Source organism: Mycobacterium sp. E796, from assembly GCF_001672815.1.
Lineage (GTDB): Bacteria > Actinomycetota > Actinomycetes > Mycobacteriales > Mycobacteriaceae > Mycobacterium.
On record NZ_LZKK01000116.1, the window covers coordinates 1 to 19,357 of the forward strand.

Sequence of the window (19,357 nt, forward strand, 5' to 3'; positions counted from 1 at the left end):
GGGGCGACGGTGGCCCCGTTGTCGCCCGGCGAGGCGCGCGAGGTCTACGAGATCCGCGCCGCCCTTGAGAGCCTCGCCATCGGGCTGGCGATACCCGCTCACACGGCGGACACGCTGCGCCACTGCGAGGCGCTGTGCAAGGCGGCGTCGGCCGAAACCGAGCCCTCGCTGTACGTCGCGCGCAACGAGGCCTTTCACATGAGCCTCTACGAGCCGGCCGCGCGCCCACAACTCCTGGGGCTGATCGGCATGCTGCATGAGCGCGGTGAGCGTTACCTGCGCCTCAAGTTCGGGCTGCCGTCCTTCAAGGGCGAGTCCGACCGCGAACACGCGGCGCTGCTGCGGGCAGTGCGCCGGGGCGATGTCGAGCGCGCGCAGTCGCTGGTCACCCGGCACCTGCTCGGCACCGGCGAGCTGCTCCACCGCGTCCTCGGCGAGAACGCCGGGGTGGTCGGCTCAACCGGGGATGCGGAAACCGGACGAGAAAAGGGCGCGTAATTCAGCGCCGAAACGGACGGCGGCTCGCCGGGGCGGTGAAGCCTTCGGTGTCATCGAAAAATGCCCAGGTCCCCGCGTCGTCGACCTCCATGCGCCAGCCCAGCTCGGTGCTGCCCGCGACGGCGTCGGTGAACCACTCGTATGCGGCCTCGGCGCTCTCGAAATCCTTGGTCGCCACAATCCCGCCACGTGGGTCGATGATCCGGAACTTGGCCATGCGCTGTGATTATCCCTTCCGAGGGAAATTCAATCGCAATTAGCCGGCCCTGGCCACCGGGAAAACGCTCAAACCGTGCGCGCCAAACGCTGCGCGAGCAGCTCGGCGAAGCGCGCCGGATCCTCGAGCGCGCCGCCTTCGGCGAGAAGCGCTGTGCCGTAGAGCAGTTCGGCGGTCTCGGCGACCGATTGGTCGTCGGCGCGGTCCTTGTGCGCGTCCCGCAGGCCGGTGACGAGCGGATGATTCGGGTTGAGTTCGAGGATCCGCTTGCCGACCGGAACGTCCTGCCCGGTGGCGCGGTAGAGGCGCGCCAGCGTCGGGGTGATCCCGAAGGCGTCGGTGATCAGGCAGGCGGGCGATTCGGTCAGGCGCGTCGACAGCCGCACGTCCTTGACGTGCTCGCTCAGGGTCTCCTTGAGCCAGGTCAGCAGGTCGGCAAACTCCTTTTCCTGCTCCTCGCGCTCGGCCTCGCTCTTGCCCTCCTCGTCGTCGAGGTCCACCTCGCCCCTGGCCACCGACTGCAGCGGCTTGCCGTCGAACTCGTCGACCACCCCCACCCACACTTCGTCGACCGGATCGGTGAGCAGCAGGACCTCGTAGCCCTTGGCCTTGAACGCCTCGAGGTGCGGTGACTTCAGCAGCTGCTGGCGCGTCTCGCCGGTGGCGTAGAAGATCTGCTGCTGGCCCTCCTTCATCCGCTCGACGTACTCGGCCAGGGTGGTGGCCTCCTCGTCGCTATGGGTGGAGGCGAACGACGACACCTGCAGCAGCATGTCCTTGTTGTCGGCGTCGGAGAGCAGCCCTTCCTTGATGGCCCTGCCGAACTGGGTCCACAGGGTGCGGTAGTCGTCCGGCCGCTCGGACTGCAGCTCCTTGATCGTGGACAGGACCTTCTTGGTAAGGCGGCGACGGATCGCCTTGATCTGCCGGTCCTGCTGCAGGATTTCGCGAGATACGTTGAGCGACAGGTCTTGTGCGTCGACGACGCCCTTGACGAAGCGCAGGTACTTCGGCAGCAGCTCGTCGCAATCGCCCATGATGAACACGCGCTTGACGTACAACTGGATCCCGACGTGGGAGTCCCGGTCGAACAGGTCGAACGGGGCGTGCGACGGGATGAACAGCAGGGCCTGGTACTCGAAGGTGCCCTCGGCCTTCATCGCGATGACCTCGAGCGGGTCGTCCCAGGCGTGCGCGATGTGCTTGTAGAACTCGTTGTACTCCTCGGCGGAGACCTCCTCCTTGGGCCTGGCCCACAGCGCCTTCATCGAGTTGAGGGTCTCGGTTTCGAGCGTGACGGTCTCCTCGCCACCGTCTTCGCCCGGGGTGCGTTTCTCGACCTCCATCCGGATGGGCCAGGAGATGAAGTCGGAGTACCGCTTGACCAGGTGGCGGATCTTCCACTCCGCGGTGTAGTCGTGCAGCTCGTCCTCGGCGTCTTCGGGCTTGAGGTGCAGCGTGACCGAGGTTCCCTGCGGCGCGTCGTCTACTGATTCGATGGTGTAGGTGCCCTCGCCGCTGGATTCCCACCTGGTGGCGGCGCTCTCGCCGGCCTTGCGGGTCAGCAGCTCGACCTTGTCGGCGACCATGAAGCTCGAGTAGAACCCGATGCCGAACTGGCCGATCAGTTCCTCGGAGGCCGCCGCATTTTTGGCGTCCCGGAGCTGCTGGCGCAGCTCGGCGGTGCCGGACTTGGCCAGGGTGCCGATCAGGTCCACCACTTCCTCGCGCGTCATCCCGATGCCGTTGTCTCGGACGGTCAGCGTTCGCGCGCTTTTGTCGACGTCGATCTCGATATGTAGATCGGAGGTGTCGACGTCCAGGTCCTTGTTGCGAAACGCTTCCAGGCGCAGCTTGTCCAGCGCATCGGAGGCGTTCGAGATCAGCTCCCGCAGAAACGAGTCCTTGTTGGAGTAGACCGAGTGGACCATCAAATCCAGCAGTTGCCGGGCCTCGGCCTGAAACTCCAACTGCTCGACACGCGCGTTCATGACACTCCCTGCACTTTCCTTCCTGATACGACGTTGCAAATTTACCGAGGTGCGGTTGGTCCACGCCCGCGGGCTGGCCCTACCCTGAACCCATGTCCGTTGCTCAGCGCGAACGCGCCGCCCTCGTTGCGACCATGCGGGCCGTCGGCCCCGAGGCGCCCACCCTGTGCGAGGGCTGGAAGACGCGAGACCTGGCCGCCCACCTGGTGATCCGGGAGTATCGGCCCGACGCCGCGGCGGGCATCATGATCCCGTTCTTCGCGGCACACACCGCCAAGGTGCAGGAGGAGGCGGCGTCGAAGAACGACTGGGACGAGCTGGTGGACAAAATCGCGTCCGGGCCGCCGGTCTACTCGCCGTTCATCCTGCTCGACCCGGTGGCCAACGTCGCCGAGATGTTCATCCACCACGAGGACGTGCGCCGCGCGCAGCCGGCCTGGGAGCCCCGTGTGCTGGAACAAGGGATGTGCCGGGCGCTGCGTCGGACGCTGTCGCTGATGGCCCGGGTCACGCTCGGGAAGGTCCCGGGCCGGGTGGCGTTGCGCACGCCGGGCGGCAAGACGGTGCTGACGGCCGGCTCCGGCCCGGCGGTCGTGGTGACCGGTCCGCCCGAGGAGCTGCTGCTGTTCTCCGTCGGCCGCGAGGCCCGGGTCGAGTTCGACGGCGACCCGGCGGCGGTGCAAGCGGTCCGCGAAGCACCCAAGGGGTTGTAGCCGGACTATCAAGTCTGCAGACGACCGGTGGCGAGGGCCTCGCGCAGCTCCTTCTTGATCACCTTGCCGAACTGATTGCGCGGCAGCGCATCGACGATCACCAGGCGCTCGGGGTGCTTGTAGCGGCTCAACCCTTGGGAATGGCAGTGCTGCACCAGGGATTCCAGCGATACGTCGTCACTCGATGCGGGCACCACCACGGCGCAGACGCGCTCGCCGGTGCGCGGGTCGGGTACTCCGACGACCGCGACGTCGGCGACAGCGGGATGGGTGGCCAGCGCATTTTCGACTTCCTGGGCCGAGACATTCTCGGCGTTGCGGATAATCGCATCCTTGATCCGGCCCGTGACGCGGACGTTGCCATTCCCGTCGATCAGCCCGAGATCCCCTGTGCGCAACCATCCTTCGGCGTCGAACGCGTCGGCGTCGAGCGTGGCGTCGGCGTAGCCGAGGAAGCATTGGGGTCCCTTGAGCCGCAGCTCACCCTCCTGCCCGGCGGGCAGTTCGATTCCTGCGTCGACGACCCGGACGCTGACGCCAGGTCCCGGTGCGCCGACGGTGTGGTCGAGCACCTCCGGCGTCCCGGTCAGCGGCGGTGAGGTGGCGACCGGAAACTCGGTGAGGCCCCATGCGTTCGCGATGCCGGCCACACCGAAGGTTTCGCGGACCTGGTGGCCCAGTTCGGGGGTGATCGGCGCGCCGCCGGCCAGGCAGCCCCGCGCGAACGGGAACAGCGGCTCGTCGCCGTGGTTGCGCTGAGCCTCGAGGAAGGCCAAGAAGAACGGTGTCGCCATGCCCAAAAAGGTCGGGTTGTGCGCGGCGATGGACAGCGGCGTGGTGACAGGGTCGAATACCTCGAACAGCGCTAACCGCATGCCGGTCATCAGCCCGACGGCCAGCATCACGGCACCGCCGATGTGCGCGAAGGGAAAGCCGATGGGATCCACGTCGCTAGCGGTGATGCCCATCTTTTCCGCCAAGCCCGCGGCAGGCGCCATCACCGACGCATCGGTATGGCGAATCCCCTTGGGGGCCGCGGTGGTTCCGGACGAGTAGTAGATCCATCGCGCGCCGCCGGTAGGTCCCGGCGGCGGGCCGAGGGCATCGGCGCTCGCGCGGGGCAGCCGAAGCTCGCCGGCCGCCGGTGGCGTCGCCAGGTCGACGGTGATGACGCGGAAGCCCCGGTCCGCGGCCAGGGCCCGCGCCAGGCCGCCGTAGTCGAATCGGTGCCAAAACTCAGGCACCACAAGGAATTCAGTAGCCAGCTGGGCGGTGATGAAGCCGACCTCGTGTTCGCGCAGTATCGGGATGATGGGGTTCTGGAGGGCGCCGAGTCGGGCCAGCGCCGCCATGACCACGGCGGTTTCCAACGTCGTCGGCAGTTGCCAGGACACCACGGTTCCCGCCCCTATCCCCCGTTCGGCGAACGCGGCGGCCGTCGCGCACGCGGCGTCGCGGAACTGACGTGCGGTCAGACTGCGGCCATACTCGTCGGCGAGCAGCACCAGGTCCGGTCTTCGCCGGGCGGCCTCGGCGATCAATGCCCAGTAGGTCAGGTCCTTCATCCGGCCGGTGGCACGGTGATCGGCCGAAATCCGGAGTGCGCGATGGCAACTGACACGGAACTGCCTATCGGGCCGCGGTGGTCGACGAGGACGGCCGAGCCGGTGGCGACGCCGTCGTGGCTGTAATGCGTGAGTGACGCCAGCCCGATGTGGGGTCCTTCGGGCAGCCGGGTCAGCGTCAGGGTGTAGTCGACGTTGATGAACTGCAATCCGTTTGTGCCCCAATTGGCCAGTGACGCCGTGATGTCCGCGCCCATGGCCGCGCGGGTGAAGGGGCTGAGCGGTTCGCCGTCGATCAGCGGGCGCGTCTCGTGCAGCCAGGTGTATTTCGGTCCCGAGGAGTGGGGCCAGTCGGGGTCGGGGTTCTGAATCCCGGTGCCCCAGCCGTAGGTGCGCATGAAAAGCGACGGCGCGGGGCCGTCGTCGATGGGTAGCGGCGGCATCTGCACGGCCGGTGACCACACGTCCCCCTCGGGCTGCGGGCCGCGCCGCAGAAACAATGCGCTCCCCCGTGCGACGGGGGTACCGCGCTGGGTGAGGACGGTCTCGACGAGCCGCAGTCGCCGGCGGTCGTGGTGCACCTGCGTGTGGACCTCGATCGGTTCGAGCGCGGTGGGCGCGGGTAGGTCGACGGTCAGCCGCGCGGGTTGCAATTGCGGATCGTCCACCGCGCGTTCGGCGGCCCACCCCAAGAGACCGCCCACGACGTGGCCGCTCAGCGACGGGCCCCAGCCGCCCCGCGCGATTCCGTTTGGTACAAAACGGTTTTCGTCGCGCAGAAAGTACGGCGCCTGCGCCGAGGAATCAACGTCATTCGACGCGATGTTGGTTTCGGTCAATGCACGGCTCTTTCTCGTCAGGACGGCAACAGTTGATATTACAGTTTCTGTTTCCAGTCCAGCCGAGAGGATTACGCGATCGCGGCGCCCACCAGGTGTCCGATCGCGTAGGTGACCGCCAACGCGAGCCCACCGCCGATGACGTTGCGGACCACTGCCCGGCCCTGCGGCGCGCCGCCCAGTCCCGCCGACACCGCACCCGTCAGCACCAAGGCCAGCAGCACCGCGACGACGGTGGCGGGGATTCTCCATGCTGTCGGCGGCGCCAGGATCACGATCAACGGCAACAACGCGCCCACGGTGAACGACAGGGCCGAGGACAGCGCCGCGTGCCACGGATTGGTCAGCTCGTCGGGGTCGATACCCAGTTCGACCTCGGCGTGGGCGACGAAGGGATTGTGGTCGGTGAGCTCCTCGGCCACGGTGCGGGCCGTCGCCGGTGACAGACCCTTGGCTTCGTAAAGCTCGGCCAGCTCGTCCAATTCGGCGGCCGGGTCGTCCTGCAATTCCTGCATTTCCTTGGTCAACAGCGCCTGCTCGGTATCGCGCTGGGTGCTGACCGAGACGTATTCGCCCAACGCCATCGATACGGCCCCGGCGGCCAGTCCGGCGATGCCGGCGGTCAAGATCGGGCCGCGTTCCACGGTCGCCGCCGCGACGCCCACGACGATGCCCGCGGTGGACACGATCCCGTCGTTGGCGCCCAGCACGCCGGCACGCAGCCAATTCAGCCTTGACGACACCGAACCCACATGAGGTTCGGCAGGGTGGGAGGTAGTCGACACGTCCGCAACGATATACGCCGAAATGGCTTCCTACCAGCAAATATAGGCTTGCCAAAGCGAGCGCAGCCTTGCCTTAGGCGCAAAAGTTCTGCTTGGGCCGGACACAGCGGATCCATAGATGCGCTATCTAACCTGTGGTTGTTGGGGGGTTCTAGGTACTCACTTCCAGACAGGTGAAGGACTAATGAAACTAAAGCAATTCATTGCGGGGGGAACGATCGTCGGCGCTCTTGGCGCCGCCGCGCTGGGCATGGGTGCCGGTGCAGCGTTCGCCGCCCCCGGACCGCCGCCGGCGCCCAGCGGCAACCACGGCGCCCCGGCGCCCGGCGATTTCCACGCACCGACGGGTCCGAACGATCCGGGCGGCCACGGCGGCCCGGGCGGACCGGGTGGACCAGGTCATCAGGGCGGACCCGGCGGACCGGGTGGTCCCGGTGGGCCGGGCGGACCGCCGCCCGATCACCCGGGCGGACCCGGCGGCCCAGGCGGACCCGGGTTCGATCATCCCGGCGGCCCAGGCGGACCCGGGCCCGATCATCCCGGCGGACCCGGTGGGCCCGGGCCCGATCATCCCGGCGGACCCGGTGGGCCCGGGCCCGATCATCCCGGCGGCCCCGGCGGCCCGGGTGGCCCCTGGCGCGGCGACCCGCATCGGGGCTACTTCCACGGTGCGCCATGGGGAGACGGGCCCGCGCCCTGGGGCTGGGGTGAGCCGCCACGGCCGGCATGGGACAGGCCCCTTCCGCCGCCCGGCGGCCCGTGGGGGTACGGCCCCATCAACTACTACGGCTACGACGAGACGCCCGTCTGGGACCCCGGCTTCAACCAGTGGGGCTTCTGGTTCTTCGGGGTCTGGATTCCGCTGTAACACCTGGACCCGCACGATGCCCGTCTCGCCGGCCGGCGGGGCGGGCCTCGGCGGGATCGGCTGGGCTCAGGCGACTTTGGGCTTGATCTCCTCGATGACCCACTGGGCGTAGTCCAGGTACTCGTCAACCCCGCGGACGGCGGGAACGGGCACCGCGCTGAAGGTCACCCCCTGCTCGGCGAGCCAATTCAGGCGGTCGACGATCTCCTGCGCGCCGCCGCCAGGACGGGAGCCCCGGTCCTTGACGACGCGATGCCCCTCGCCGACACGCGTGGTGCCCAGCCCGTGCATAACCTCGAACGGACGCCCGTCGTAGGTGGGTTGACCCTTGATGAACTCGACTCGCTCGGCGATCTTTTCCGGCGGGGTCAAGAACGGCCACCACCCGGACGCGAATCGCGCGGCGCGTTTCAGCGCGGCATCGGCGTCGCCTCCGATCCATACCGGAAGATGCGGTTTCTGAACGGGTTTGGGCTCGAATGCCATGTCCCGGAAAGAAACGTAACGGCCCTCGAAGCGGGCCGAGTCGCTGGTCCACAGCTCGATAATCGCCTCGAGGTACTCGTCGGCGATGCGGCCGCGTTCGCGGAAGGGCACCGCGAGGAATTCGAATTCACGCTCGAGCCAACCGATTCCGAACGTCACCATCATCCGCCCGCTGCTCATCCAGTCGGCGGTCGCCAGCGCCTTGGCGAGCACGATCGGATGTTGCAGCGGCAGTATCGTGACGCACGAATTCAGCCGAATCTTCTCGGTGGCGCCCGCGATGTAGGCCTGCGCGACGGTCGAGGAGAGGTAATGCGGCCCCGACAGTTCGACGTGGTCGGTGGGGATGACGAAGTGCTCGGGGATCGCGATCATGTCGTAGCCCATCGCTTCGGCGCGCTTGGCCATTCGGGTCTGATCGGCGCCGGTGACGCCGGCTTCCCAGGGCTGGGTGATCGCCTTGAGGCGCAGCATGTGCGGTAGCGGGAAGGCGAACTTCATTTGCGCTCCTGGTGTGCTCGACGACCACTGTGTGGCATTGTGACGGGCCGAACCGGGCGCGGTCGATAGTATAGCAGAACTGCTATAGTTCGGCATGACTTCTTACGGCGGGGATCTGGTCCGCGAGGCCCGACGCCGCGCCGCCCTTACGCAGGCCGAGTTGGCGACCCGAGCTGGCACGACCCAATCCGCAATCGCGCGTTGGGAATCCGGCCGGACCGCCATCAGTCTCGACGACGTCCGTCGGCTGACGCGCTTGTGCGGCTTCGATCTCGAGCTCATGCTCGTACCGCGCGACGACAGCGACATCGCCCAGGCGACGCGGCTGGCGGGGCTGAGTGGCCAGGAACGGATGGATCGGCACGCCCGGGTGGCCCGGCAACTCGCGGCGCTGCGACAGGCGGGACGGGATTGAGTTGGAACTCGATTTGCCTCGCATGCTCGGGACCCTGCACCGAAACAAAGTCGCCTACGTCCTCATCGGCGGCCTCGCCGCGGTCTACCACGGTTCTCCCTTTCCCACGGAGGACGCCGATATCACCCCCGACATCGGCCGGCGGAATCTCGACAACCTCGCCGCTGCCCTACGCGAACTCAACGCAAGGGTCCGCACCGAGTCCGAGCCGAGCGGCCCGCCTTTCAGCTGTGATGGCGAGACACTGGCCGGCGTGCAAACCTGGAACCTCACAACCGACGCCGGCGATCTCAACATAACCTTTACGCCTTCTGGCACAGGCGGATACCGTGATTTGCGCCGAGACGCGGTCCAGGCCCCGCTCTATGGAGTAAACGTCCGCATCGCGTCGCTCGGTGACGTCATCCGGTCAAAACAGGCAGCGAACCGACCCAAGGACCAGCGAACGTTGCCCACCCTTCGGGAAATCCTCGCCCGGCGGCGCGGCTAGCTCTTGGTGCCGACGGTGATCAGGTCCGACACGACCCGCGTCCACAGCGGCCGTTGAATGCGGTGTTGATCGCTGATGGTAAACCCGGCGTCCTCGAACAAAGTCCGCATCTCGGCCGGCGACGCGTTGTGTTGTGGTTTCCACCGATTGGTCGCGGGAGCCTGCAACATCGGTTGCCGGGTGCTCAGGGCCGAGACGGCCACCAGCCCGCCGGAGGCCAGCACGCGATGGAATTCCCGCAGGGCCGCGGGTTGGTCGAAGAAGTGAAAGGCCGAGGTCGTCACGACGGCGTCGAGCGCCCCGTCGGCAAAGGGCAGCTGCTCGGCCGGGGCGCGCCGCCACTGGACCCGCTCGGACCGGGCGCGCGCCTGGGCGAGCATGCCGTCGGACATATCGACGCCGTAGATCTCGTCGGGATGCAGTTCGCGCTCGATCCGATCGCTGAGAATGCCTGTGCCGCAAGCGATATCGGCGATCTTGCGCGCGCGGTGGGTACGCAGCTGCGCGATCACCTCGTCGTGTGGCGGGCGGTACACCCACCGCTGCAGAAAAGGGAGGTCGTAGGCCGGGGCGAGGAAGCTCCACATTCGGGTGACCACGTCGTTGAGCCCGCGGCGCTGCGCTGCCGTCATCCGCTCAGTATGCCGTTGGTCGACGCGTCAGTGTGCGAGGGCGGCTTTGCCGGTGTACCCAGGGCGCCATCTCGGCGCCTTTCCCGCCCAGAATGCACACGGAAAGCCCAGGAATCACACGCAGACGCCGGGCCGGGTTAGTGCCGGCCGGGACCGCCCGGTCCCGCAGGACTGCCCGGTAACCCAGGCCCGCCAGGGCCACCCGGTCCACCCGGACCGCCGGGCCCGCCCGGGCCGCCGGGCCCATTTGCGGCGGGGAGCACGAACACGCATTGATTCAAGTCGGCGCTCCACGCCCAGCCTGGGGCGCAGGGGGGCGGGTCGTCGGCCCTGCTGATGGCCGGTTCGGCGATGGCGATCGCCGGCAATCCCGCCAACGCGAGCGCGAACGCCCCGATAGCGCAACGCCTTCGAAGGTCCCTTGCTTCGCTCATGTCGGTCCTCCTGCCGTATGCCTACCGATTTAATCGCTCCGCATGCATGTTTACCGGCTTTTTTGCGATTTTCAGGTCACCTGGCGGTGGTGAAGGTCCGGCGGTAGGCGTCCGGAGTCGTCGCAAGCGCGTCCCGGAAGTGCCGTCGCAGCGTGGCGGCGCTGCCGAAGCCGCAGTCGGTCGCGATGCGCTCGATGGGTAAGTCGGTGGTTTCGAGGAGCTGTTGCGCTCGGCGCACGCGTTGACCATTCAGCCAGTCGAGGGGCTTGCTTCCAGTCCGCGTAACCAGTTGCCGGTGAAGGGTTCTGACGCTCACGCCGGATCGTCGGGCGAGCCCTTCGACGGTCAGGGGCTCGTCGAGATGCGTTAGCACCCAATCCATCGTGTCGCCGACGACGTCATTGCTCGCGGTCTCGGGTATCGGGTCCGCGTACTGGCGCTGGTGCCCCTCGCGGTGCGGCGGCGCCACCAGCCGTCGCGCGACCTGATTGGCAATCGTCGCGCCGTAATCCTGTCTCACCATGTGCAGACACAGGTCGGTGCCGGCGGATTTCCCCGCCGAGGTGAGCACGTCGCCCTCGTCGACGTACAGTGCCGCCGAGTCCACTCGGATTCGCGGGTAGCGCTCGGCAAGCGTGCCCGCGTGCATCCAGTGGGTCGCCGCGCGCCGGCCATCGAGGAGACCGGCCGCCGCGAGGACGAAAGCGCCGGTGCAGATGGACGCGACCCGGGCTCCCCGCCGTGACGCCAGCCTGATCGCGTCCACCAGATCGCGCGGCGGCTCCAGGGCGTCGTCGTGGCAGGCGGGAACGATGACCGTGTCGGCGGCGACGAGGTCCGCGTAGGTATAGGGCGTCGCCGCGGTGAACCAGCGGTCCACGCGGGCGCCCTCGAATGGGGTGCACACCCTCAGCTCATACCAATCCCCCACCAGGTCCGACCGGTTGGTACCAAAGATCGCGCACGGCGCCGCGAGCTCGAAGATCGGCACCTCATTACTCAGCGCGATTGCCACAACATGGGCCATGACCGAAATTGTACGGTTTATGTCATATCGGCCACTGGTGCGTCGGCGCCGTCCGACGGAGGCTGAGGGCATGACTCAGACAACCCTCTCGAACGACTGGCTGCGGCCCGCCGCTGCGGTCGCGGCAATCGGTTGGGGCGCAAACCAATTCGCACCGCTGATCGTGCTGTACCAGCAGCGTGGCGTCTCCGTCGCGGCGACGGAGGTGATGTTCGGGCTCTACGCGGTGGGTCTGGTTCCGGCGCTCATGGCGGGCGGCCGGTGGTCGGACCGGGCTGGGCGCCGCGTCGTGGTGATGACGGCGTTGGTGGTGTCGCTGGTCGCCTCCGCCGTCCTGATGGCGGGCTCGACGCGGCACGGCCTCCTGTTTCCCGGGCGGTTGCTGGCCGGAATCAGCAGCGGCCTGGCGTTCGGCACCGGGGCCGCGTGGATCAAGGAGCTGTCGTCGAATGCACACCACCAGGCGGGGGCCCGGCGCGCGACAATCGCGATGACGATCGGCTTCGGCGGGGGCCCGTTGGTCGCGGGGCTTATCGCACAACAGGTTTCGCGCCCCGAGCTGTGGCCCTACGTGCCCCAGATCGCGCTCTCGCTCCTTGCGCTTTTCGCGGTGAACCGTGCTGGCGGCGAACCGCCAGCCGGCGTCGCGCCGACGGCGCGCACCGACCACGGTGTCGATCGCGACGAATCGCTGGCGAAGCACATGCTGGCGGTGTCGGCGCCCTTCGCGCCGTGGGTATTCGGTACCGCCGCCATCGCGCTCGCCTACCTGCCGGCGCTGGTCGCAAACCGGGCGGGTTCGCAACCGCTGACCTTCGCCGCGGTCGCGACGGCCATCCCGGCGCTGGCCGGGGTGCTCGTTCAGCCGCTGGCCGCCCGCCTACGCCCCGACACCCGAACCGGAATCCTCACACCGGCCATGCTGATCGCCGTCGGCGCGCTGCTCGTCGCCGTATGGGCCGCGTGCGCGTCCAGCGTGTGGGCGGTGCTGATTGCCGCGGCGGTGCTGGGTGCCGCGTACGGCGTCACCCAGTTCGCCGGCCTGGCCGACATCCAACGCGTCGCCGAGCCGGCCCGGCTTGGGGTCGCGACGTCCGCCTATCAAGCGTTGAGCTACGTGGGATTCGCGGTGCCGTACCTGCTCACCCTCGGCCACGCGCACCTCGGCTGGTCCGCCGTGACGGGGTTGTGGGTGGTGACGGCGGCCGCGCTCGCATCGCTGCTGTGGCTGAGCGTGGGGCGCCGGTGGGATCGCCGGCGCCGCGCGTCGGGCGAACCGAACACCGACGTCGACGGCCGAGCGCTCGCGTCCGCCCCTATTTGAGGACTTCCTATTTGAGGACTTTGAGCAACTCCTGCGCGAGCGGCCCCGCCGAGGCGGGGTTTTGCCCGGTGTACAGGTTTCGGTCGACGACGGTGAAGGGCTTCCAGATCTCGCCGCGGACGAAGTCGACGCCCATCTTCACCAATTCGTCCTCGGCCGTCCAGGGCGCCGTCTCACGCAAGCCGACACCGTCCTCCTCGTCGTTGGTGAAGGCGGTGACCCGGTAGCCGGCGAAGGGCGAGACGCCGTTGCGCCGGGTGGCCAGCATGGCAGCCGGCGCATGGCACACGATGGCGAGGGGTTTACCCGACGCGAGCGCGGCGGTGAGCAGCCGGCCCGAGTCGGCGTCCCGCCAGAGGTCCTCCATGGGGCCGTGCCCGCCGGGGTAATACACCGCGTCGTAGTCATCCAGGCGGGCGTCGGCCAGTTCGATTGGCCTGCGCAGCTCTTCGGCGGACCGCAGGATCTCTTCGAGCTGGCGGGCGATCTCCTCGCTGCCGGCCATCGAGGGACGCAGGCTCATCACGTCCACGTAGGGCACCACGCCACCGGGAGTCGCCACCACTATCTCGTGGCCGGCACCGCTGAGCGCGCTGTACGGGGCGGCGAACTCCTCGGCCCAGTAACCCGTCGGGTGCCTGGTGCCGTCCTTGAGGGTCCAGAAACTTGTTGCGGTCATGACGAACAAGACTTTGGCCATCGGCCGATCCCTCCGTTTGAGCCGGCGGGCCTCAGGGAAGTCTTGCGGGCATACCGACGGCGAAAGTCTATGTTGTGTCGAGGCCAACGGCAATCGGCGCATGGGCCGTTGCAAGCCGGACGGTGGACGGAATCGTCTGTGCGCCAACATAATCAGTTCATCGTCCGGCTCCGTATCGCGGCGACCACAGGTTTCGGGCCGCACGAAGTCGGCGACGAGCCAGGGCGGTGGATTGACCCCTCAAGAATCTGGGTATGACCTGGTCATCCCATCGATTGGGTGTCGGCTTTGAGAAATGAAGTGAGCACGCATGGTTGGCTGGCTGGACAGGCTGCAGCGGCGGAACCGCCCCGTCGGCGTAACCATCGCCGTCATCTACAAATACCTGGACGACCAAGGCGGCTATCTGTCCGCCCTGATCACGTACTACGGGTTCGTGTCGTTGTTCCCGCTGCTTCTCCTGTTGACCACCGGGCTGGGGGTGATCCTGGCCGGACGACCCGACCTACAGGAGCAGGTGCTGCATAGCACCCTGAGCCAATTCCCCGTCATCGGAAGCCAATTACATCAGCCCGAGGGGCTCAGCGGCGGGACCGTCGCGGTGGTCGTCGGCATCGCGGGAGCACTGTATGGCGGCCTGGGCGTCGGGCAGGCGGTGCAGAACGCGATGGACTCGGTTTGGGCCGTCCCAAGGAACAAGCGCCCCAACCCGATACTGTCGCGCGTGCGCAGCGCGCTGTTGTTGTTGGTTCTCGGTTCGGCTGCCGTCGCGTCCACCGTCCTGTCCGCGATCGGCCAGGCCACGGGCTCCCTGGGCTTCGTCGGGAAGCTCGGCCTGACGCTCGCCGCCATCGCCATCAACGGGCTGATCTGCCTGGTGGCGTTTCGTGTGACCACCGCCCGCCAGCTCACCTACCGTCAGGTTTGGCCGGGAGCGCTTGCGGCGGCGTTAATTTGGCAGATCCTACAGCGGTTCGGCGCCGGTTACGTCGCGCACACGGTCAAGACGGCCAGCGCGACCAACAGCGTCTTCGCTTTGGTATTGGGGTTGCTGGCCTTTTTGTACCTCGTGTCGACGACGCTGGTGCTGTGCGCCGAGATCAACGTCGTTCTCGTGGAGCGGCTATACCCGCGCGCATTGCTCACCCCGTTCGTCGAGGACGCGGATCTCACCGAGGCCGACCGGAAGACCTACGCCAAGAGAGCAAAAGCCGAGCGCGTGAAGGGCTTTCAGCGAGTCAGCGTCAGGTTCCGCGACCTCACCCGCAAGGAAGGCGATCAGCAGACGCCGGCCGTCCGTAGCCGGCCCGCCGGCTAGTTGGCGCCCCGTCCCGTCTGCTGTTGCAATTCGTCGATCAGCTCCGAGGCTTGCGCTTTCGTCATGTCGTCGGGAACGTCGCGTCCGGCCTCCTGGCCCAGCGTATGTAGGTAGCTGCGTTGGGGTCCCGTCATCGGCTCGTCGCCGGTTACCCACTCGGACCTGTCCTTCTCGGGAGTCTCGCGCGGCGCCTGTTGCGTGTCGTCGGTCATGCACTAGAGATAACCATCGCACGCGTGTTCGAAACGTCGTCTCGGAAAGTTCGCCATCGCGCTCGGCGCCGGGTCGTGCCCGGCCGTCAGGCGTCGATCACCACGCGGTCACTTTTCGCCCGGGACACGCAGACCAGCATTTCGTCGTCGCCTTCCACGGTTCGGCCCCGGCGATCGACCTGTCCCCCAAGCACCTTGACCTTGCACGTCCCGCAGAACCCCTGCTGGCACGAATACGCGGTCGCCGGTTCGCGATCGAGCATGACGGCCAGAGCCGACCGGTTCGCCGGCACGCTGAGCACCCGTTTGGATCGCGCCAGTTCTAGCTCGAACGGGGCACCGTCGACGACCGGCGGCGGGCTGAACCGCTCGTAGTGCAGTGGCGCGTCAACGTGAGAGTCCCGGGCCGCACGAACCGCTTCCAACACGGCCGTTGGCGCACAGATATACACGGCAGTCGCCGGGCCCGCGCCGGCCAGCAGCTCGTCGGTGGTCGGGAAGCGGCCCCGCTCGTCGTCAGCCCATACAGTCACCCGATCGGCGTCCACCGCCAGCACCTCGTCCAGCAGCGGCATGTGGTTGCGTCCCCTGCCGGCATAGATTGCGCGCCAGTTGATTCCGTGCTGTTGAGCCAGCCGGATCATCGGCAGGATGGGCGTCACCCCGATGCCACCGATGATGAACAAGATGTCACGTTCGTCGGTGACCAGATAGAACGCGTTGCGCGGGCCTTCGAACTCCAACGTGTCGCCCACATCGAACGTGTCGTGCATTTCGACGGAACCGCCGCCGCCGTCGACGATCCGGCGCACGGCGATGCGGTAGTCGGTGCGCCGGCCGGGCGGACCGCACAGCGAATACTGCCGGCGGCGCCCCGAGGGCAGCCGAACATCGATGTGCGCTCCCGGCGTCCAGGACGGCAGCAGTCCGCCCTGGGGATCGGCCAGCGTCAATGCGACCACGTCGGGCGTCAGAAGCTCACGTTTGGTGACCGTCGCGGTGATGGTCCGCTGCACCGGCGATATCCGCGACGGCGTCCAGCGCGACGCCGACGCGAACCCACCGAAGAGCGAACCCACACCCCACAACGCGGTGTAGCTGCGGTCGCGCTTGCGGCGACCATAGAGGTCGACGGGTCTGCTCGCCCAAATGCTATCTGCCACAGTCACTTTCCTATGCCTGCCGAACGCCGGAGTTCAATCTGACCCACTCATCCGTATACCGGGCGACGACGTCGGGATGCGAGGCCACCACCCAGTGGCCGCCCTCGATGGGGACGATCCTGCCCTCGGGCGGTATCGAGCCGGTGAACCGCTGCAGGGCGGGCGTCACGAAATAGTCTTGGCGCGCCACCAGCACCTGCACCGGGACTTGAGTCTGCGGCAGCTTTTCCGGCGGCGCCAAAATGGGCGCCGGCATGTTGGCACGGTACAGGTTGAGCCCGTTGAGGTAGTCGTCGATCGACCGGATGGACGCCGCACGCCGTTGGCCGCGGCGCCGGGAGCGGCCGATAAGCTCCACGGCCTCAAAGACTTTCATGGTGGCCCGGGACCGGATCGCCATCTCGGGCGCACCCGGGCACAGAAAGAACCAGATGTACGCCGAAGCCAGAACCTGCTTGACGACATCGGGCACGGCGCGGGGCGTGCGTGCCGTGCGCAGGAACCGGCCCGCGTAGTTCAGATGCGGCCCGGAGATCGAGGTGAACGAGGCGATTTGGCCCATCACCATGTCGTCGGTGACCGCGGCCCAGCCCTGAATCGATCCCCAGTCGTGCGCCAGGAGGTGGACCTCGTCGACACCCAGGCTGTCGATCACCGAGCCGATGTCGTCGACCAGCTGGGTGAGCCGGTATCCCGATCGGTCTGCCGGCGTTGAGGATTCACCGGCGCCGCGCACGTCGAACGCGACGAAGTTGTACCGATCGGCGAGTCCCCAGGCGACGCCGTCCCATACGTGGTGGTTGTCCGGGTAACCGTGGATCGCCAATATGGTCGGCCGCCCGGGGTCGATCCCGGTGTGCGCGTGCACGGCGAGCGCAACGCCGTCGGAGGCGGTCACGGTGCTGGTATAGGTCATGCTCGAATTCTCCGCGGGCTCAGTGCGACGCCCGCGCGGCGGGCGACCTGGCCAAGTAGTCGACCGCGCGTCCCACCCCACCCAGCTGGGAGGGGTGGAAGCTCGGCCGGTAGTACGCACCGATGACGCCCAGGAACTCAAATGGGCCGGGCACCAATCCCCGTCGCGCCGCGCTGAAATAATCCCGCCAGCGCGGTTTGGTCCCCGGCGGCAGGTTCGGGTCGACGGAGTACATGAACCGGACGCCGCGGACGAACAACCACAACAGCGCCGGCGTGATCAGTAGCTGGGTGCGCACCTGCCGCCAGTAGCCCGCACGCAGATGCTTCATGGTGTCGAACGCGACGGCCTTGTGTTCGACTTCTTCCGCGCCGTGCCACCGCAGCAAGTCCAGCATCACCGGGTCGGTGCCCAAGGCGTCGTGTTGCGGGGTGTCGAGAATCCATTCACCGAGGATGGCGGTGTAGTGCTCGAGGGCCGCGACCATCGAAACCCGTTCGAGCAACCAGCTTTCCCGTCGTCGACGGCTCCACCGGGGCCGGTCGCCGATGAGGCGCTGGAACAGCCAGGCCATCTGGTCGGTGAACGGTGTCACGTCGATGCCCTTGGCCGCGAAGTGCCCGAGCACCCCCGAGTGCGCCTGGGAATGCATCGCCTCCTGGCTGATGAAACCCTGCACGTCCAACCGCAGCTGATCGTCCTTGATCAGCGGCAGGGTGCTCTTGAACGCCTCGACGATGAACTCCTCGCCCGCCGGCAGCAGCAGGTGCAGGACGTTGCAGAAGTGGGTGGTGAAAGGCTCGTTGGGCACGTAGTAGAACGGCAGCGTCGCCCAGTCGAATTCGACGTCACGCGCCTGCAGGACGATCCGCTCGTGATCGAGGGATGCGTCATGCGGACCCGTCGCCTGGTCGTCGACGGTGAACATCGTTGACCCCCTGCAGTTCAGGCTGATGAAATCGCCGCTACGCACTGCGTTGCGCCTCCCCCTCAGCCTCGGTGATCAGGCCCTCTTGACGCAAGAACCGCACGAGATTATCGACCGTCTTCGTCAGGGCCGGCTCCCGCAGGTGGACCTTGGCCAGCGTCCGAGCGTGCCGGTATTGGGTGTTGTCGTAACGCTTTTCCCGCATCGCCGCGATCTTGTCCGCCGAGCGGGTGAGGAAATCGACCAGCGGATAGAGCTGATCGCGCGGCGTGCACCGGCGGTTCAGCTGCTCGGTGAAGGACGGGATGTCGTGGTAGTCGAAGCGGTAGCCGTAGCGTTCCGACAGGATCCGCGTGATGTCGGTCAGGTTGTAGTAGTCATCCGCGGTCATGTTAAAGACGCTGCCGGCCTCGGGGGGGAGGTCCATCAGGGCGACGATGTGATCGGCGATCAGGTCCGCCGGCAGCATGCTGAGCTGGTTGAGCGCGTTGACCGCCACCCCGTGCTCGATCATGAACGCCGTCAGGCGCACCAGGATGTCGTCCTCGCTGCCGAAACCCGCACGGGTGGGCGAGATCAGCGAGGGCCGGAAGATGCGCACGTCGAGCCCTTGCCGCTGCGCTGCCAGGACCAACTGCTCGGCGACCCACTTGGTCTGTGAGTAGCCGAAGTCCAGGCCGCTCATCTTGGTGTTGGCGTCCCACTCCCCGACCACCGGCTCGGTGCTCCAGCCGTAGATGAACGTGCTGGAGACCAGGTGGAACGTCTTGCGGTGCGCGGTCATTGCCAGGCGCAAAAGCTCGTGCGTGCCAACCACATTGGCCGCGCGCAGCGCGTCATATGTCCTGACGTAGTTGACCAAGGCGCCGTTGTGGACGATCGCGTCGACGCTTTCGGCCAGTCGCCGGAAGGCGGCCTCACCGATGCCCAGATGGGGCTCGGCGAGGTCACCGCAGATCACCCGCACCCGCGCCCGGACCTCGGCTTCCAGAGCCGGGGACCAGAGCTGGGCACGGCGCAGCGAGGCGACGATCCGGTCCAACCCGTGGGCCGCGTCCGTCGCGCGGATCAGTGCGTGGATGGTGTAGGAAGTCTGGCCCAGCAGGCTGTTCACCAAGAACGGCCCCAGGAATCCGGTCGCCCCGGTGAGCAGGATGTCGCTCGCCGGGCCCGATTGCGCGATCGGCAGCGCCGGCAGGGGCAGCCGCGCATCGGCGCGCATCTGCTCGATCTCCTGCGCCTCGTACCTGGCGGAGATCTGATCCAGCGCCTGCCGCAGTGCCTCCACGGGCTGCCCGGACCGATCACCGAATTGCCGCATGAGCCGGAAGAGCT

Annotated in this window: 21 protein-coding genes; 7 read left to right on the forward strand and 14 right to left on the reverse strand. The window is 67.5% G+C overall.

Features of this window, described 5'->3' with window-relative positions; all coding sequences use genetic code 11:
* Positions 1 to 498 (forward strand): GntR family transcriptional regulator (locus A5706_RS09645; protein ID WP_156767037.1); only part of this gene is annotated, 498 nt, incomplete at its 5' end.
* Between the two features lies 1 nt (position 499).
* Here A5706_RS09645 and A5706_RS09650 read toward each other — a convergent pair.
* Both A5706_RS09650 and htpG read right to left on the reverse strand, forming a co-directional pair.
* Positions 500 to 715 (reverse strand): hypothetical protein, encoded by a 216-nt coding sequence (locus tag A5706_RS09650; protein ID WP_068129484.1) that lies wholly within the window; start codon positions 713 to 715, stop codon positions 500 to 502.
* 68 nt (positions 716 to 783) lie between these two features.
* On the reverse strand, positions 784 to 2,706 hold the full coding sequence (gene htpG / locus A5706_RS09655) for a molecular chaperone HtpG (RefSeq protein ID WP_068129486.1): 1,923 nt from the start codon (positions 2,704 to 2,706) through the stop codon (positions 784 to 786).
* A gap of 92 nt (positions 2,707 to 2,798) precedes the next feature.
* Here htpG and A5706_RS09660 point away from each other — a divergent pair, with 92 nt between their 5' ends.
* Complete coding sequence (locus A5706_RS09660) at positions 2,799 to 3,419, forward strand: TIGR03085 family metal-binding protein (RefSeq protein WP_068129487.1); 621 nt, start codon at positions 2,799 to 2,801, stop codon at positions 3,417 to 3,419.
* 8 nt (positions 3,420 to 3,427) lie between these two features.
* Here A5706_RS09660 and A5706_RS09665 read toward each other — a convergent pair whose 3' ends face one another.
* The 3 genes from A5706_RS09665 to A5706_RS09675 all read right to left on the reverse strand — a co-directional run bounded on the left by A5706_RS09665 (position 3,428) and on the right by A5706_RS09675 (position 6,608).
* Positions 3,428 to 4,984, reverse strand: a complete 1,557-nt coding sequence (locus A5706_RS09665) for a class I adenylate-forming enzyme family protein (protein ID WP_068129489.1) — start codon at positions 4,982 to 4,984, stop codon at positions 3,428 to 3,430.
* A complete protein-coding gene (locus A5706_RS09670; RefSeq protein WP_068129522.1) occupies positions 4,981 to 5,763 on the reverse strand; it encodes a thioesterase family protein in 783 nt (260 codons plus the stop codon). The genes A5706_RS09665 and A5706_RS09670 overlap by 4 nt, the downstream gene beginning before the upstream one ends.
* A 131-nt stretch (positions 5,764 to 5,894) precedes the next feature.
* Entirely contained in the window at positions 5,895 to 6,608 is a 714-nt protein-coding gene (locus A5706_RS09675; RefSeq protein ID WP_068129491.1) for a VIT family protein, read from the reverse strand.
* 184 nt (positions 6,609 to 6,792) lie between these two features.
* Between A5706_RS09675 and A5706_RS33515 the strand changes: the two genes are divergently transcribed.
* Positions 6,793 to 7,476, forward strand: coding sequence for a chitin-binding protein (locus tag A5706_RS33515; protein WP_082964280.1), 684 nt, complete (start codon positions 6,793 to 6,795; stop codon positions 7,474 to 7,476).
* A 66-nt stretch (positions 7,477 to 7,542) separates the two neighbouring features.
* Here A5706_RS33515 and A5706_RS09685 read toward each other — a convergent pair whose 3' ends face one another.
* Entirely contained in the window at positions 7,543 to 8,463 is a 921-nt protein-coding gene (locus tag A5706_RS09685; RefSeq protein WP_068129499.1) for a TIGR03619 family F420-dependent LLM class oxidoreductase, read from the reverse strand.
* A gap of 94 nt (positions 8,464 to 8,557) precedes the next feature.
* On the opposite strand from A5706_RS09685, the gene A5706_RS09690 reads away from it, so the two are divergent.
* Positions 8,558 to 8,878 carry a helix-turn-helix transcriptional regulator gene (locus A5706_RS09690; protein ID WP_068129501.1) on the forward strand — a complete coding sequence of 107 codons (321 nt, stop codon included), beginning with the start codon at positions 8,558 to 8,560 and terminating at the stop codon, positions 8,876 to 8,878.
* A gap of 22 nt (positions 8,879 to 8,900) precedes the next feature.
* Positions 8,901 to 9,368 (forward strand): hypothetical protein, encoded by a 468-nt coding sequence (locus A5706_RS09695; protein ID WP_068129503.1) that lies wholly within the window; start codon positions 8,901 to 8,903, stop codon positions 9,366 to 9,368.
* On the opposite strand, the gene A5706_RS09700 is transcribed toward A5706_RS09695, so the two are convergent.
* On the reverse strand, positions 9,365 to 10,000 hold the full coding sequence (locus A5706_RS09700) for a class I SAM-dependent methyltransferase (RefSeq protein WP_068129505.1): 636 nt from the start codon (positions 9,998 to 10,000) through the stop codon (positions 9,365 to 9,367). The genes A5706_RS09695 and A5706_RS09700 overlap by 4 nt on opposite strands.
* Before the next feature lie 510 nt (positions 10,001 to 10,510).
* Positions 10,511 to 11,461 (reverse strand): GlxA family transcriptional regulator, encoded by a 951-nt coding sequence (locus tag A5706_RS09705; protein WP_068129507.1) that lies wholly within the window; start codon positions 11,459 to 11,461, stop codon positions 10,511 to 10,513.
* Between the two features lie 70 nt (positions 11,462 to 11,531).
* On the opposite strand from A5706_RS09705, the gene A5706_RS09710 reads away from it, so the two are divergent.
* Complete coding sequence (locus A5706_RS09710) at positions 11,532 to 12,785, forward strand: MFS transporter (RefSeq protein WP_068129510.1); 1,254 nt, start codon at positions 11,532 to 11,534, stop codon at positions 12,783 to 12,785.
* A 7-nt stretch (positions 12,786 to 12,792) separates the two neighbouring features.
* Here A5706_RS09710 and A5706_RS09715 read toward each other — a convergent pair whose 3' ends face one another.
* Positions 12,793 to 13,485, reverse strand: coding sequence for a type 1 glutamine amidotransferase domain-containing protein (locus A5706_RS09715; RefSeq protein WP_068129512.1), 693 nt, complete (start codon positions 13,483 to 13,485; stop codon positions 12,793 to 12,795).
* A 310-nt stretch (positions 13,486 to 13,795) separates the two neighbouring features.
* Between A5706_RS09715 and A5706_RS09720 the strand changes: the two genes are divergently transcribed.
* Positions 13,796 to 14,803 carry a YihY/virulence factor BrkB family protein gene (locus A5706_RS09720; RefSeq protein WP_068129514.1) on the forward strand — a complete coding sequence of 336 codons (1,008 nt, stop codon included), beginning with the start codon at positions 13,796 to 13,798 and terminating at the stop codon, positions 14,801 to 14,803.
* On the opposite strand, the gene A5706_RS09725 is transcribed toward A5706_RS09720, so the two are convergent.
* From A5706_RS09725 to A5706_RS09745, 5 genes are all read right to left on the reverse strand, one after another.
* Positions 14,800 to 15,015, reverse strand: coding sequence for a DUF3072 domain-containing protein (locus A5706_RS09725; protein WP_068129516.1), 216 nt, complete (start codon positions 15,013 to 15,015; stop codon positions 14,800 to 14,802). The two genes, A5706_RS09720 and A5706_RS09725, sit on opposite strands and share 4 nt — an antisense overlap.
* An 86-nt stretch (positions 15,016 to 15,101) precedes the next feature.
* On the reverse strand, positions 15,102 to 16,184 hold the full coding sequence (locus A5706_RS09730; RefSeq protein WP_068129519.1) for a PDR/VanB family oxidoreductase: 1,083 nt from the start codon (positions 16,182 to 16,184) through the stop codon (positions 15,102 to 15,104).
* A gap of 4 nt (positions 16,185 to 16,188) precedes the next feature.
* Complete coding sequence (locus A5706_RS09735; protein ID WP_082964282.1) at positions 16,189 to 17,094, reverse strand: alpha/beta fold hydrolase; 906 nt, start codon at positions 17,092 to 17,094, stop codon at positions 16,189 to 16,191.
* Positions 17,095 to 17,113: 19 nt separating this feature from the next.
* Positions 17,114 to 18,022 (reverse strand): metal-dependent hydrolase, encoded by a 909-nt coding sequence (locus A5706_RS09740; protein ID WP_068129521.1) that lies wholly within the window; start codon positions 18,020 to 18,022, stop codon positions 17,114 to 17,116.
* 37 nt (positions 18,023 to 18,059) lie between these two features.
* A partial coding sequence (locus A5706_RS09745) for an SDR family oxidoreductase (protein WP_156767038.1) occupies positions 18,060 to 19,357 on the reverse strand: 1,298 nt, incomplete at its 5' end.

Excerpts from the sequence above, each read along its gene's own strand:
- A5706_RS09715 (WP_068129512.1), bottom strand. The coding sequence starts at position 13,485 with ATGGCCAAAGTCTTGTTCGTCATGACCGCAACAAGTTTCTGGACCCTC.
- A5706_RS09695 (WP_068129503.1), top strand. The coding sequence starts at position 8,901 with ATGCTCGGGACCCTGCACCGAAACAAAGTCGCCTACGTCCTCATCGGC.
- A5706_RS09690 (WP_068129501.1), top strand. The coding sequence starts at position 8,558 with ATGACTTCTTACGGCGGGGATCTGGTCCGCGAGGCCCGACGCCGCGCC.
- A5706_RS09660 (WP_068129487.1), top strand. The coding sequence starts at position 2,799 with ATGTCCGTTGCTCAGCGCGAACGCGCCGCCCTCGTTGCGACCATGCGG.
- A5706_RS09700 (WP_068129505.1), bottom strand. The coding sequence starts at position 10,000 with ATGACGGCAGCGCAGCGCCGCGGGCTCAACGACGTGGTCACCCGAATG.
- A5706_RS09685 (WP_068129499.1), bottom strand. The coding sequence starts at position 8,463 with ATGAAGTTCGCCTTCCCGCTACCGCACATGCTGCGCCTCAAGGCGATC.
- A5706_RS09665 (WP_068129489.1), bottom strand. The coding sequence starts at position 4,984 with ATGAAGGACCTGACCTACTGGGCATTGATCGCCGAGGCCGCCCGGCGA.
- A5706_RS09735 (WP_082964282.1), bottom strand. The coding sequence starts at position 17,094 with ATGACCTATACCAGCACCGTGACCGCCTCCGACGGCGTTGCGCTCGCC.
- A5706_RS09650 (WP_068129484.1), bottom strand. The coding sequence starts at position 715 with ATGGCCAAGTTCCGGATCATCGACCCACGTGGCGGGATTGTGGCGACC.
- htpG (WP_068129486.1), bottom strand. The coding sequence starts at position 2,706 with ATGAACGCGCGTGTCGAGCAGTTGGAGTTTCAGGCCGAGGCCCGGCAA.
- A5706_RS09725 (WP_068129516.1), bottom strand. The coding sequence starts at position 15,015 with ATGACCGACGACACGCAACAGGCGCCGCGCGAGACTCCCGAGAAGGAC.
- A5706_RS33515 (WP_082964280.1), top strand. The coding sequence starts at position 6,793 with ATGAAACTAAAGCAATTCATTGCGGGGGGAACGATCGTCGGCGCTCTT.
- A5706_RS09710 (WP_068129510.1), top strand. The coding sequence starts at position 11,532 with ATGACTCAGACAACCCTCTCGAACGACTGGCTGCGGCCCGCCGCTGCG.
- A5706_RS09740 (WP_068129521.1), bottom strand. The coding sequence starts at position 18,022 with ATGTTCACCGTCGACGACCAGGCGACGGGTCCGCATGACGCATCCCTC.
- A5706_RS09705 (WP_068129507.1), bottom strand. The coding sequence starts at position 11,461 with ATGGCCCATGTTGTGGCAATCGCGCTGAGTAATGAGGTGCCGATCTTC.
- A5706_RS09720 (WP_068129514.1), top strand. The coding sequence starts at position 13,796 with ATGGTTGGCTGGCTGGACAGGCTGCAGCGGCGGAACCGCCCCGTCGGC.